Below are 12792 nucleotides of genomic sequence, written 5' to 3'. Positions count from 1 at the left end.
CTTTTCTATAAAAGTATTAGTACTAAATTCTTATTTCTTGACCTCGGTAGAGGCAATCTTAATGATAACCTCCATAGATTTCTCTAGTGATGGTACTGGTAGGTACTCGTACCTTCCGTGGAAATTGTGTCCACCAGCGAAGATATTCGGACATGGCAGCCCCATGTATGAGAGCTTAGCGCCATCAGTACCTCCACGAATAGGCTCGATGACTGGTTCTACACCTGCTGCCTTCATGGCTTCCGCAGCGTGGTTTACGATATACATCTTATCCTCCACCACTTCGCGCATATTGAAGTACTGGTCGGTAATGACTGCGGTGCACCTGCCTGCGCCATAAATCTCATTGATACGCCTAGCAATCTCAGTGATGCAGCTCTTCTTGATTTCGAATTGCTCTCTATCGTGATCCCTGAGAATGTAGTGAAGCTCGGCTTCCTCCACAGTTCCACTCATGCCTACAAGGTGGTAAAAACCTTCGTAGCCCTCAGTATTGCTTGGCAATGCCTCTGGAAGATAGCTATTGTACTCCATGGCGAGGAGTTGGGCATTGATCATCTTGCCCTTAGCATCGCCAGGATGTACGTTGAGCCCTTTGAAGGTTACCTTTGCCCCTGCAGCATTGAAGTTCTCAAACTGTAGTTCGCCAATCTTACCACCATCGATGGTGTAGGCGAAGTCGGCTCCAAACTTCTTGACGTCGAACTTATCAGCTCCACGACCAATCTCCTCATCGGGTGTAAAGCCCACCTTGATAGCACCATGCTTAATCTCTGGATGATCGATAAGGTACTGCACTGCCTCTAGTATGGCTGAAATGCCAGCTTTGTCATCAGCAGCGAGTAGGGTGTGACCGTCTGTGGTAATGATTTCTTGCCCTTTATAATCCTCTAAGTCGGGGAATGTCTCTACTGAGATACGGATGTCCTCTTTGGCGTCGAGGATAATATCGCCACCTTTGTATTGGACAAACTGAGGCTTGATATCTTTGCCACTCATGTCGGGCGCACTATCCATGTGGGAAACAAAACCTATTACAGGTTGATCCCAATCGCAATTGGCGGGTAGGGTGCCCATAAGGTAGCAGTTATCATCTAGCGATACATCTTGTAGCCCCATTTGTTCCATATCTTCCTTTAGGAGCTTAGCAAGATCCCATTGGATATCCGAACTAGGTGTTGTGGTAGACTCTGGGTCTGACTTTGTATCTATAGCGATATAGCGTAAGAAACGCTCAACTACTGGTTGTCTCATCTCTCTATCTTTTTTATTATCTCGTCCGCTATGGCTGTAGCCTCTTCGTTACTCTGTGCTTCGGCATATATACGGACGATAGGTTCTGTGTTACTTTTCCTTAGATGTACCCACTTATCTGGGAAGTCGAGCTTCACGCCATCAATAGTGGTTACCTCGGCTTTCCCCTTGTACTCATTCTCAATCTCCTTGAGTATCTGATCTACATTAAGGTCTGGGGTAAGCTCTGCCTTCTTCTTCACCATGTAATAGGTAGGTAGAGTCGCCAATAGCTTAGTAGGGGTAGTATTGCGCTTGGCTAGAAGGGTGAGGTATAGAGCGATACCTACAAGAGAGTCTCTACCATAATGCGACTTCGGATAGATGACTCCGCCATTGCCTTCTCCACCGATAAGGGCTCCCACTTCCTTCATCTTCGTAGTGACATTTACTTCTCCTACAGCGGCTGCGAAGTACTCGCCGCCATGCTGCAGTGTTACATCACGGAGCGCACGAGTGGAGCTAAGATTGGAAACGGTATTGCCCCCAGGATAGAGCTCTAGGAGATAGTCCGCAACACTCACCAGCGTGTACTCCTCACCAAAAGGCGTTCCGTCTTCGCTGTATATAGCCAATCTATCGACGTCTGGGTCGACCGAGAAACCTACATGTGCTCCTTTCTCCTTGACTAAAGAGGAGAGACCAACTAGATTTTGAGGTAGCGGCTCTGGGTTGTGAGCAAAGTCGCCAGTAGGCTCTCCATATATAATATGGTACTCCTTTACGCCAAGCGCCTCTAGAAGTTGTGGAATCACAACGCCACCTACCGAATTGATGGTATCTACTGCTACTACAAAGCCAGCCTTACGGATAGCCTCCACGTCTACCTCGGGAAGTGCGAGGACATCTTGAATATGTTGATCGGTATAGGAGCGTTGGGTGACCTTGCCAATCTGATCTACATCAGCAAACTCTAATTGTCCGTCCTTTGCCATCTCTAATACCACTCCTCCCTCAGTACTTGATAGAAATTCCCCATTGTGATTGAGGAGCTTCAGGGCATTCCAGCGCCTTGGGTTGTGGCTCGCTGTAATGATGATACCACCGTCTGCTTTTTCATGAATCACAGCCAGCTCTGTGGTCGGTGTTGTGGCAAGTCCAAGGTCTACGACCTCAAAGCCCATGCCTAGGAGCGTTCCTATTACCACGTGGCGAACCATATCTCCCGACATACGGGCGTCACGACCTACTACGATCTTTCCACTCTTTACTGGGCTATTCTTGCGGATAAACTGAGCATAAGATGCAGTGAACTCTGCGATATTGATAGGGTTGAGCCCGTCGCTCTGCCCTCCTCCAATAGTCCCTCTTATGCCCGATATTGATGTAATCAAACTCATGACTTTACTTTGTAGTTGAGATTAGGTTATTTCTTATGTGAGAATATAAGCTTATCGTAATACAGTGCCACGCCTGCCTCGTTTTCGTTGGCAAACGAAGAGCCTGCCTGGAAGGTAAATGCTGGACCCTCTCTAAATGATGTTATCATCTGTATTGCAGACCCTAGTGGCACATGCTTCAGAGCAAGCATCATCGCATTACATACGAATTGCGCCATCCCCTCTTCGCCAACTGTAGAATTTGGGGCAGCTGGGAAGCTCCCTTGCTGCATATCGGTATTCACATTACCTTGGTAAACAAAGGTAGCAGCAGGTGTCTCGCTGTCCGAAGCACCGATATTACTCATCTTCACAGGACCATTAATCATGCGCTTCCCTATTACTGTGTATGAAAAACGGGCGCTTACTGAGGTCTCTTGTGACACGGCCATATCTTTGAGGTCGCTACCAGGGGTGAGTACATTGATATATACCCCAAGGCCTACGCCAGCATCATTCTTAATCTCATAGAACTGTTTGGGTTGCATCTTGAGATCCTGAGGGAGCTTGTCTATGATAGTGAAGCCCTTTTCGTTCATAAACGCTCGTATTTCTGTGCTCTCCCTCTTTATCATATCAGTATAGGAGATGCGCTTCTGGCGGCAACTAGTTGCGCCCATTGCAATAAGCAATAGGAGCGCAGTTGCGATTATCTTACCCTTTGTCATCTTAGAAATCTGCATTATTAGGTGTGCGTGGGAATGGAATCACATCTCGAATATTGCCCATCCCTGTTACAAATAGTAGGAGGCGCTCAAAGCCTAGTCCAAAGCCAGAGTGGGGGACAGTACCAAACCTGCGGGTATCGAGATACCAACTCATCTCCTTAGTAGGCACACCTGTCTCATCACAGCGTCTTACTAGCTTTTCATAGCTCTCCTCTCTTTGGGAACCACCGATAATCTCACCAATCTTAGGGAAGAGCACATCCATAGCACGGACTGTCTTGCCATCTTCATTCTGCTTCATGTAGAAAGCCTTTATCTCGGCAGGGTAGTCGGTAAGGATGACTGGTGCCTTGAAGTGGTTCTCTACGAGATAGCGCTCATGCTCTGAAGCAAGGTCGGCACCCCAGAAGACAGGGTATTCGAACTTATGTCCTTTTGCCACAGCATCCTCAAGTATCTTCACGCCTTCGGTATAAGTCAGGCGCTTAAACTCCTTGCTCACTACAGACTCGAGACGAGCAATAAGCTCTTTGTCTATCATGTTATTGAGGAACTCGAGGTCGTCACGACAGTTGTCCAGCGCCCACTGCACTAGGTACTTGATAAATTCCTCAGCAAGATTCATATTATCTACAATATCGTAGAAGGCGATCTCTGGCTCAATCATCCAAAACTCTGCCAAGTGGCGAGGGGTATTGGAGTTCTCTGCCCTAAAGGTAGGACCAAAAGTATAAATAGCTCCTAGTGCAGTGGCCGCAAGCTCTCCCTCTAGCTGACCAGATACAGTAAGATTGGTTCGACGACCAAAAAAGTCCTCGGAGTAATCTACCGTACCATCCTTATGGCGAGGAGGGTTATCGATATTCAGGGTAGTTACCTCGAACATAGCACCTGCACCCTCGGCATCCGAAGCCGTGATGAGTGGTGTATGGAAATAGAAGAATCCTCTTTCGTGGAAGAACTTGTGGATTGCTATCGCCATATGGTGTCTGATGCGGAATACAGCGCCAAAGGTGTTGGTACGAGGGCGCAGGTGCGCTATCTCACGTAGAAACTCCATCCCGTGCCCCTTCTTCTGTAGTGGATAGGTCATAGGATCGGCTTCTCCGTACAATAGGATTTCTTTCGCTTGTATCTCTACGCTCTGTCCTTTGCCTTGAGACTCAGTGAGAAGCCCAGTAATACTTACGGAGGCACCAGTAGTGATCTTTTTTAGTAGTTCCTCGTCGAAGGATTGATGATCTACTACTACCTGTAAGTTATGAATACAACTACCATCATTTACTGCCACAAAGCTGATGCCCTTAGATCCTCGCTTAGTCCTTACCCATCCCTTAATGTTCACATCGCTACCTACCTCAGGAGCGATTAGTATATCTACAATCTTAGTCCTTTCCATCTGTATAATCATCTGAATTACTCAAAAGCACCCATCAATAAAGTATTAACTTCATCTTGCGTGAGATAACGCCACTTTCCCCTGCCAAGATTCTTCTTGGTCAGACCTGCGAAGTAAACCCTATCGAGTTTCTTTACATGATAACCTAGGTGTTCAAATATTCGGCGAACAATCCTATTACGTCCCGAGTGTATCTCTATACCCACCTGAGTAAGGTCATCATCAGCCACATAGCTAATCGCATCGGCATGCATCTCTCCGTCCTCAAGCTCTACGCCGTCGGCAATCTTTTGCATATCCTCAGCTGTTACCTCCTTATCTAGCCACACGTGGTAGATTTTCTTTTTCTTAAATGAAGGGTGTACTAGCTTTGCAGCCAAGTCACCATCGTTAGTCAGAAGCAGCACTCCAGTGGTGTTTCTATCTAGCCTTCCCACAGGATAGATACGCTCCTTACAAGCATTACGCACCAAGTGGGTCACCGTTAGTCGCTCTTGTGGATCCTCTGTTGTCGTCACACAATTGCGAGGTTTATTGAGGAGTACGTACACCTTATTCTCAGGCTTCACCTCACGTCCATTGACTTCTACCCTATCTTGAGCCGTAATCTTAGTTCCCAGTTCCGTCACGGGCAAACCATTCACTAGCACTGCGCCTACCTTTATCAGTTCGTCCGCCTCACGGCGAGAGCAAACCCCTGCATTCGATAGGAACTTATTAAGGCGAATAGCCTCCGAAATATCTATAGGATCCTGTTCGTACACAGGAGGTCTATTTTCGTGCTGACGTCTAGGCTTATTGCCGAAGTTCTTACCCCCACCATCTCTTTTATTTGGCCGCTGACCCCCACCTTGGGTACGTCTGTCCCCATAGTTATTACCTCTAGGAGCGCGCTCCTGATTTCCCTCATAGTTCTGCCCCAAGCGTTGGCGCTTAGCCTCCCTTACTTGGTTGTACTGCTCCTTATAATAAGAGTGCTGCTCAGAGCGATCATTGTTTCGCTCTCTTTGGTAATTGCCATAACCATCACCCTCAGAGCGATAACCCTCCCTCTGTTGGTAAGATCTTTCAGGAGCCCCACTGCTTCTCTGCATCTCGCTGATACGGCGACGACGCCTTGGCTGTCCATCTATCCCTCTTTCTGAGCCCTCCTCTCCTGCGTACCTCCTGTGGGGAGTATCGTAAGAGGCATTGCTGGAAGTATCACCAGCCTCACGGCTATACTCATTCCATTCACCGCCCTCATTGCGACTCGTCGCGAGTGGCTTCCTTGGCGGGATCTTGTTCCATTCCATATTCTTTCCGAATTCTATTTTATCTATTAAAATACAGTACAATCCATTTCTTCTGTCCACAAAGTTACAGAAAAGATTACACTATACCAATACTAAAAAGATTGGTTGAGCCATTGGTCGGGTGCGTCTCTGTAGTTTGGGTAAAAGTGGTATCTTTGTTGGCAACGTTTTGTTATTTAATAGATATACGCGATGAAGATTTGTTTGGTAGGCTATGGTCGTATGGGGCATGAGATAGAGCGTGTGGCGCTCTCTCGTGGTCATGAGATAGTAGGCAAGATAGATGGTGCATGGAATGAGCTCCCTCAGTGTGATGTAGCGATTGAGTTTACACAGCCTGATTCAGCCCTAGGCAATATCACTAAAGCGCTAGAACAGGGAGTGCCAGTGGTATCTGGTACTACGGGGTGGCTGCTCGACTGGGATAAGGCAGTAAACGCAGTCGATCAGAATAATGGTACTCTCTTCTATGCTTCCAACTTCAGTGTCGGTATTTATCTGTTCAGGCAAATCAATCGTCAGCTGGCGCGCATGATGAATCGTTTCTCTGGTTACGAACCTATGGTAGAGGAGGTACATCATATCCATAAGCTCGATTATCCAAGTGGCACTGCGCTTACGCTTGCCAACGAGGTGGTAGAACAATTGGCATCCAAGACGGAGACGCTTGCTTATCTCGCTCCAAGTGAGATGCCAGAGCATGCCCCTAATCAGCTTCTGATTCGCTCGGTACGTGAGGGCGAAGTGCCAGGTACACATATTATTCGTTATGAGAGTGCAGAGGATAGTATCGAGATAAAACATGAGGCAAAGGGTAGAGCAGCTTTGGCATTAGGTGCTGTGCTCGCAGCAGAGTTTGTGCAAGGCAAGAAAGGACTCTTCGGGATGGAGGATTTGATTTCATTAGATTGATAAGATTAGATATGAAGAATATTGATTGGAAATCGGTAGCTAAAGGGAACTGGATAAAGTTCGCTATATGGGTGATAATACTAATCGGCTTTTGTTTTTGGGCGAGGAGCCTTTGGGCTTTGCTATTACTACCTATACTTTTCGATATATATATTAGTAACATTGTACATTGGCGCTGGTGGAAAAAGTCCAAGAGCTCATTTGTCAGAGGCATAATGGGTTTAGTAGAGGATTTAGTAGTAGTATTGCTTATTGTGCATGCGATCAACCTCTTTGTCTTCCAGCAGTTCAAGATTCCTAGTGGTTCGCTCGAGAAGACTGCCCTTATCGGTGATCATCTATTTGTGAGCAAACTAAGCTATGGTCCACGTGTACCCATGACCCCGATAGCCTTCCCCCTCATGCACAATCGATTCCCTGGTGGAGGGAAGGCTTATCTTGACCATCCACAATGGGAGTACAAAAGACTGAAAGGGTTAGGCAAGGTCAAGCTCAACGATATTGTGGTCTTCAATTTTCCCGTTGGTGATACTGTGGCACTCCAGGTTACCAAACCAGATTACTATACGTTGGTAAAGCAGTATGGGAGAGAGCGTGTATGGTTCGATGAGCGCACCTTTGGTAAGGTGGTATATCGTCCAGTAGATATGCGCGATCACTATGTGAAGCGTGCTATAGGTCTGCCAGGAGATTCGCTCCAAATCATAAATAATGCCATTTATATCAATGGGCAGAAGCTAAAGGAGCCAGAGTTCCTCCAGTACAATTACTTTGTGGAGACTGATGGTTACCACTTCTCTCCTAGCGAGCTTCAAGAGTTGGGGGTCAACAATGATGATGTCATACTCCTCTCCAATGATGTCGTGATTAACCAAGACTCGGTGCCAACTCATCCTAGGGGCGCTATCTATCATCTTCCTCTAACTAAGGATATGAAGGCTCAGCTTGAGCGTCATTCGCATGTCCATCGTATTGCTATTGAGCCAGACCCTACACCAGATCAGTTTTTGACCTATCCAATCAATATGGCTACGGGCTGGACTCGCGATAACTATGGTCCTCTTTGGATTCCAAGGGCAGGTGCTACCATCGTACTTACCCCAGATAACTTGCAGCTCTACGAGCGCTGTATCCGGAACTATGAGGGGCATGACTTAGTGGTAAAGGAGGGCATCATCTATATTGACGGTGCCGCAACTGATACCTATACTTTTGGGATGGACTACTATTGGATGATGGGCGATAACAGACACAATAGTTTGGACTCTCGTAGCTGGGGACTAGTGCCTGAGGATCATATTGTAGGTAAGCCTCTATTTATATGGCTCTCATGGGATAAGGATAAGGGGAATGTGCGCTGGAACCGTTTCTTCAAAGTGCCACGATAGCCTATGAACTTCGGTAGCACAAAGCACAGTAATGAGCGTGGCTGGGTATGGACTTGGCTACTACTGCTGGCTTTGCTTCTACTACTTATAAAGTCTTTTTTGCTTGGAACTTACTACGTAGCATTGCCAAGGGCTTTGCTCTTTGTGGCGATACAGTCAATGCCGCATGCAGTAGGAGATGAGCTGCTTGTGGAGCTGGCCAAGGGGGAGATTGTTCCTGCTGAGTATAGAGAGCAATCCGGAGAGCGACTACTTGTTGAGGTAGGAGGCGAACCTATTCAGATCGTATCGGCACAGGTCAAGGGCAAAGTGATAGGTCGGCTTAGATTATGATTACACTACCATCAGCTTTTCTTCCTAATACCCACTATCTACGGCTAATAGCCCAAGGTGCAGTGGCGGGCATTTATGTGGGAGAGCAATATAACAAACAGAGCTTCCGCAATCGCACAGAGCTGTTCACGGCTCATGGGCGAGAATGTTTTACCATCCCAGTGCAGAAAATAGGCTATCCCTCTCCTCCTACTCGAGAGGTCTTAATCTCAGAGCATGGGGAATGGCGTAGAAAACTATGGCAATTACTGAGGAGTAGTTACCAGTCTTCGCCCTACTGGGTTCACTATGCCGACCGCTTAGAGCATCTTCTTCATTGTCCTGAGCCACGTATTATTACATACAATCATGAGTGGTTAGCTCTCCTATGTAGTATTTGGGGGTTCGATACACCACCGATTACCGATTTGGAGCTGACGTTTTGCCCTGAGCTTATCGAGCCTACCCATCTCGAGACCCTGCCGTCACTTCCTAGGTATTGGCAAGTATTTGAAAAGAGGCATGGCTATCAGCCCTACCTCTCTTCCTTGGATTTACTCCTCAATCTTGGCCCCGAAGGTCGATTGTATTTGCTAGACCTTCCTTAGTCGTACCGCGCGCATTGAGTGGTCGTCGCCCTTCTCTAGGATAAGGTGGGAGCGAAACTTAGTGGGCGCAATATTCTCTACTAGGTTCTTTAGGTTGATTTCCTCCCAAATCTTATTGGCGAGTGCTACCGCTTCTGTGTGTGGGAGGTCGTGGAAGCGGTAGAAGTAGCTCTCAGGATTAGCAAAAGCAGTGTTTTGTAGCTTTAGGAATCTATCGATGTACCACTGTCTGATATCGCACTCTTGGGCATCGACATAGATACTGAAGTCGAAAAAGTCCGAGACAAAGATCTGCCTACGGGCATTGCTTCGCTCTCCTTGAAGCACATTGATACCCTCAATGATAAGGATGTCGGGTTGGTCGATAAGCTGTTTCTCCTCAGGCATAATGTCGTAGAAGAGGTGGGAGTAGGTGGGTACTTCTAGTAGCCTACGTCCGCTTTTGACACTAAATAGGAAGTTGATAAGACGGCGTGCATCGTAGCTTTCGGGAAACCCCTTCCTATCTAGTATGCCCCTATCTTCTAGTTCCGCATTGGGATAGAGGAAGCCATCGGTAGTCAGGAGGTCGACCTTTGGGCATCCCTCAGCCATTGAGAGCAGTTTCTGGAGCACACGTGCGGTCGTACTCTTCCCTACGGCAACACTCCCCGCTATACCGATAACATAGGGTACATTGTGTGTTGCTTTGTGGAAAAACACATCATACTCATTGTGCAACCTTCGGAAGTGCGTGATATGGATCTGCAGTAGTCTACAGAGCGGCAGATAGATATCGCTGATCTCGGCTTCGGTAAGTGGCTCATTGAGTGCCTGTAGCTTAGTGAGGTCTATCTGAGAAAAAGGGAAGTCGGGATGGCTATCTAATCGGCTCCATTCCTCTCGTGTAAAGGTACGGTATGGCGAAGATGTATTCATGACTTACGGGGAAGCTCAAAACTATCAATTAATGAATGATCGCCACGATACGTATCGAAGTAGAGGGTATCATTGGTGATTCTGATGTGGCTGTAGTAGCGGTTGCCACTCTCCGAGACGGTATGGTTATTTGGATTGCCCACAGGGTACTGCTTATCGCTAGTGCTCATGGTAATGTAGATTGGTCTATCAGGAGCTACACCATTGCGACTGAAGGCATGGTCGTGCCCTTGGAGCAGTAGATCCACACTGTGCTCCTTTAGAATAGGGTTAATGCCGTATTTCATGTCCGGATTGACCCTCCACTTTCGAACGGAGTAGACACCATGGTGCCCCATTACAATGGTAAAAGGTGCAGGGCTTGTCTCTATCGATTGCTCCAACCACTTACGGCTACCCGAGTAGTCCCAAAGGAGATTATTCGTCTCTAAGGCTATCACCCTTACAGTAGGATAATCTACAAAATAATTGGTGATCTTATTACCATTGAGTGGCATTGGGAAAGTCGCAACATATCTACTCCCTAGGCTCCAAAGACCACCCAACTCGTATTCGTGATTGCCGGGGGTAGGGAGGAAGACTGTATGGGGCGCAATACTGTCCACAGTGTGGTAGAAGAAATCCCACCACTGGTTGTGAGGACGCTCTATCATATCACCGATAAATAACCAGCCATCCATGTCGGGGAAGCGGGAATATATCTCTTGAAATAGCTCGCGACTACCAGTGTCGGATCTATCTTGGATATCACCAATGAATAATAAGTCTATGACACCATCATTAGGGTAAATAGTGAAGTCTCCTCGTAGGGTATCTCTCAGCGCTTCCGTAGTCACAAAACAGTTATATGCTCCCTCGGAAAGGTGATTGACCCTTACGTTATAAATATGTGTCGTCCCACCTCCTGTTGTGATAGCTTCGTGCGAAGGCCGGTAGACCTGTGCTAGGGAGTCCTTCACGAGGGTAAAACTAAAAGGTTGCTCACTACCACTTACCCAACTAAAAGATCGGTCGTTCAAACCATCTTCTCCTGCTGTAATGAAAAGTCGCTGTGGGGTGTCGGGTAGTTCAAAGTCTGGTTCGGGTAAGTCGCCAAACCAGTTGCTCCAATTGACCCACAATAGTACGCCTACAAGAAGTACTATCCCTAGGGGGATATAGCGTTTAAGCTTCATTCGTTGGTGTCGTGGTGGTGCAATGATAATAAATAAGGGCGTGATAAGTAGCAAGGTTTATGCTACTTGTCACGCCCTTTTGGTTGTTTATTCAGTCATAGAGAATTACTTGATCACGCCGAGTTCGCGACCAACCTTTTCAAAGGCAGCCACGCAACGATCGATATGCTCTACCTCGTGAGCCGCTGATAGCTGTACGCGGATACGCGCCTCACCCTTTGGTACAACTGGGTAGTAGAAGCCAGTCACGAAGATACCCTCTTCCTGCATCCGAGCTGCGAACTTTTGGCTCAATGGTGCATCATAAAGCATTACAGCACAAATAGCACTTTGGGTTGGCTTGATGTCGAAACCAAGAGCGGTCATCTTGGTGCGGAAGCGCTCCACATTACCCACTAGCTTAGTGTGTAGGTCGTCGCTCTCCTCAAGCATCTTGAATAGCTCGATACCAGCACCTACTACGGCTGGAGGTAGAGAGTTGGAGAATAGGTATGGGCGGCTGCGCTGACGGAGTAGGTCGATAATCTCCTTGCGTCCAGTAGTGAAACCACCTACAGCACCACCGAAGGCCTTACCTAGTGTACCAGTGTGGATATCTATCTTGCCGTATACATCATACTGCTCAGCTACGCCACGACCAGTCTTACCTACCACCCCAGCAGAGTGGCACTCATCCACCATTACGAGTGCATCATACTTCTCAGCAAGAGCACAAATCTTATCCATAGGTGCCACATTGCCATCCATAGAGAACACACCGTCGGTCACAATAATGCGGAAGCGTTGCTCCTGAGCCTCTTTTAGGCACTGCTCCAGCTCCTCCATATTGCCATTGGCATAGCGGTAGCGCTTAGCCTTACAAAGCCTTACGCCATCGATGATAGAAGCATGGTTGAGGCTGTCACTGATGATCGCATCCTCAGCACCCATGATAGGCTCAAATACACCACCATTAGCATCGAAACAAGCTGCATAGAGGATTGTATCCTCGGTGTGGAAGTATTTGCTAATAGCCTCCTCGAGTTGCTTATGGATATCCATAGTACCACAGATAAAGCGTACTGAAGAGAGACCAAAGCCACGGCTATCCATGGCTTCCTTAGCAGCCTTAATAAGGCGTGGGTTATTGGAAAGACCTAGGTAGTTATTGGCGCAGAAGTTGAGTACGCTCTGGTTCTTCCCATTCTGGTCTACCGTGATTTCTGCATACTGCTCACTGGTAATGATTCTCTCATTCTTGTAGAGTCCAGCCTCTTTGGTGTCTTGTAGCTCCTTTTGTAGGTGCTGTTTGATTGATCCGTACATAATTGTAATAATTATTGGTTGGAATAATGTATTGATATTTCTTTCCTCAAAGGTACCACATTTTCAGTAAATAAGTATAGGGGAGAAGTTGTCCCCGCAGAGTGCCAAAATTTATTCCTAGAGAAAAATAAATTTATTTG

Annotated in this window: 12 protein-coding genes; 4 read left to right on the top strand and 8 right to left on the bottom strand. The window is 47.2% G+C overall.

Features of this window, described 5'->3' with window-relative positions:
* Positions 1–30 precede the first annotated feature (30 nt).
* From pepT to IX315_RS04675, 5 genes are read right to left on the bottom strand one after another with little or no spacing between them, the layout of a single operon-like run.
* Complete coding sequence (pepT, locus tag IX315_RS04695) at positions 31–1254, bottom strand: peptidase T (RefSeq protein ID WP_018358762.1); 1224 nt, start codon at positions 1252–1254, stop codon at positions 31–33.
* Entirely contained in the window at positions 1251–2633 is a 1383-nt protein-coding gene (gene glmM / locus IX315_RS04690) for a phosphoglucosamine mutase (protein ID WP_018358763.1), read from the bottom strand. Before glmM ends, pepT begins: the two co-directional genes overlap by 4 nt.
* 26 nt (positions 2634–2659) lie before the next feature.
* A complete protein-coding gene (locus IX315_RS04685; RefSeq protein ID WP_240703976.1) occupies positions 2660–3340 on the bottom strand; it encodes a DUF4827 family protein in 681 nt (226 codons plus the stop codon).
* A 1-nt stretch (position 3341) separates the two neighbouring features.
* Positions 3342–4751, bottom strand: coding sequence for an asparagine--tRNA ligase (gene asnS, locus IX315_RS04680; RefSeq protein ID WP_244973090.1), 1410 nt, complete (start codon positions 4749–4751; stop codon positions 3342–3344).
* Positions 4752–4756: 5 nt separating this feature from the next.
* Positions 4757–6034 carry a pseudouridine synthase gene (locus IX315_RS04675; protein WP_018358766.1) on the bottom strand — a complete coding sequence of 426 codons (1278 nt, stop codon included), beginning with the start codon at positions 6032–6034 and terminating at the stop codon, positions 4757–4759.
* A gap of 192 nt (positions 6035–6226) precedes the next feature.
* On the opposite strand from IX315_RS04675, the gene dapB reads away from it, so the two are divergent.
* Genes dapB through IX315_RS04655 form a run of 4 tightly spaced genes read left to right on the top strand, consistent with a single transcriptional unit; the run spans position 6227 to position 9254 of the window.
* Positions 6227–6946: a 4-hydroxy-tetrahydrodipicolinate reductase gene (gene dapB, locus IX315_RS04670; RefSeq protein ID WP_211837230.1), complete on the top strand. Its 720-nt coding sequence runs from the start codon at positions 6227–6229 to the stop codon at positions 6944–6946.
* A gap of 11 nt (positions 6947–6957) precedes the next feature.
* On the top strand, positions 6958–8334 hold the full coding sequence (gene lepB, locus IX315_RS04665; protein ID WP_211635727.1) for a signal peptidase I: 1377 nt from the start codon (positions 6958–6960) through the stop codon (positions 8332–8334).
* Between the two features lie 3 nt (positions 8335–8337).
* Positions 8338–8667, top strand: coding sequence for a hypothetical protein (locus IX315_RS04660; RefSeq protein WP_211635725.1), 330 nt, complete (start codon positions 8338–8340; stop codon positions 8665–8667).
* Positions 8664–9254 carry a WbqC family protein gene (locus IX315_RS04655; RefSeq protein WP_018358770.1) on the top strand — a complete coding sequence of 197 codons (591 nt, stop codon included), beginning with the start codon at positions 8664–8666 and terminating at the stop codon, positions 9252–9254. Before IX315_RS04660 ends, IX315_RS04655 begins: the two co-directional genes overlap by 4 nt.
* Here the strand turns inward: IX315_RS04655 and coaA are convergent.
* The 3 genes from coaA to kbl all read right to left on the bottom strand — a co-directional run bounded on the left by coaA (position 9240) and on the right by kbl (position 12652).
* Positions 9240–10172: a type I pantothenate kinase gene (coaA, locus tag IX315_RS04650; protein WP_211830392.1), complete on the bottom strand. Its 933-nt coding sequence runs from the start codon at positions 10170–10172 to the stop codon at positions 9240–9242. The two genes, IX315_RS04655 and coaA, sit on opposite strands and share 15 nt — an antisense overlap.
* Positions 10169–11347 carry a metallophosphoesterase family protein gene (locus IX315_RS04645; protein ID WP_134849088.1) on the bottom strand — a complete coding sequence of 393 codons (1179 nt, stop codon included), beginning with the start codon at positions 11345–11347 and terminating at the stop codon, positions 10169–10171. The genes coaA and IX315_RS04645 overlap by 4 nt, the downstream gene beginning before the upstream one ends.
* Before the next feature lie 105 nt (positions 11348–11452).
* A complete protein-coding gene (kbl, locus tag IX315_RS04640; protein WP_211638084.1) occupies positions 11453–12652 on the bottom strand; it encodes a glycine C-acetyltransferase in 1200 nt (399 codons plus the stop codon).
* Positions 12653–12792 lie beyond the last annotated feature (140 nt).

It is taken from the genome of Porphyromonas levii (assembly GCF_018206105.1).
Lineage (GTDB): Bacteria > Bacteroidota > Bacteroidia > Bacteroidales > Porphyromonadaceae > Porphyromonas_A > Porphyromonas_A levii.
This window is presented reverse-complemented; position numbering and strand designations above follow the sequence as displayed.

Bases quoted from the DNA above. Each gene is read 5' to 3' on its own strand.
- pepT (WP_018358762.1), bottom strand. From the start codon at position 1,254: ATGAGACAACCAGTAGTTGAGCGTTTCTTACGCTATATCGCTATAGAT.
- glmM (WP_018358763.1), bottom strand. From the start codon at position 2,633: ATGAGTTTGATTACATCAATATCGGGCATAAGAGGGACTATTGGAGGA.
- IX315_RS04685 (WP_240703976.1), bottom strand. From the start codon at position 3,340: ATGACAAAGGGTAAGATAATCGCAACTGCGCTCCTATTGCTTATTGCA.
- asnS (WP_244973090.1), bottom strand. From the start codon at position 4,751: ATGATTATACAGATGGAAAGGACTAAGATTGTAGATATACTAATCGCT.
- IX315_RS04675 (WP_018358766.1), bottom strand. From the start codon at position 6,034: ATGGAATGGAACAAGATCCCGCCAAGGAAGCCACTCGCGACGAGTCGC.
- dapB (WP_211837230.1), top strand. From the start codon at position 6,227: ATGAAGATTTGTTTGGTAGGCTATGGTCGTATGGGGCATGAGATAGAG.
- lepB (WP_211635727.1), top strand. From the start codon at position 6,958: ATGAAGAATATTGATTGGAAATCGGTAGCTAAAGGGAACTGGATAAAG.
- IX315_RS04660 (WP_211635725.1), top strand. From the start codon at position 8,338: ATGAACTTCGGTAGCACAAAGCACAGTAATGAGCGTGGCTGGGTATGG.
- IX315_RS04655 (WP_018358770.1), top strand. From the start codon at position 8,664: ATGATTACACTACCATCAGCTTTTCTTCCTAATACCCACTATCTACGG.
- coaA (WP_211830392.1), bottom strand. From the start codon at position 10,172: ATGAATACATCTTCGCCATACCGTACCTTTACACGAGAGGAATGGAGC.
- IX315_RS04645 (WP_134849088.1), bottom strand. From the start codon at position 11,347: ATGAAGCTTAAACGCTATATCCCCCTAGGGATAGTACTTCTTGTAGGC.
- kbl (WP_211638084.1), bottom strand. From the start codon at position 12,652: ATGTACGGATCAATCAAACAGCACCTACAAAAGGAGCTACAAGACACC.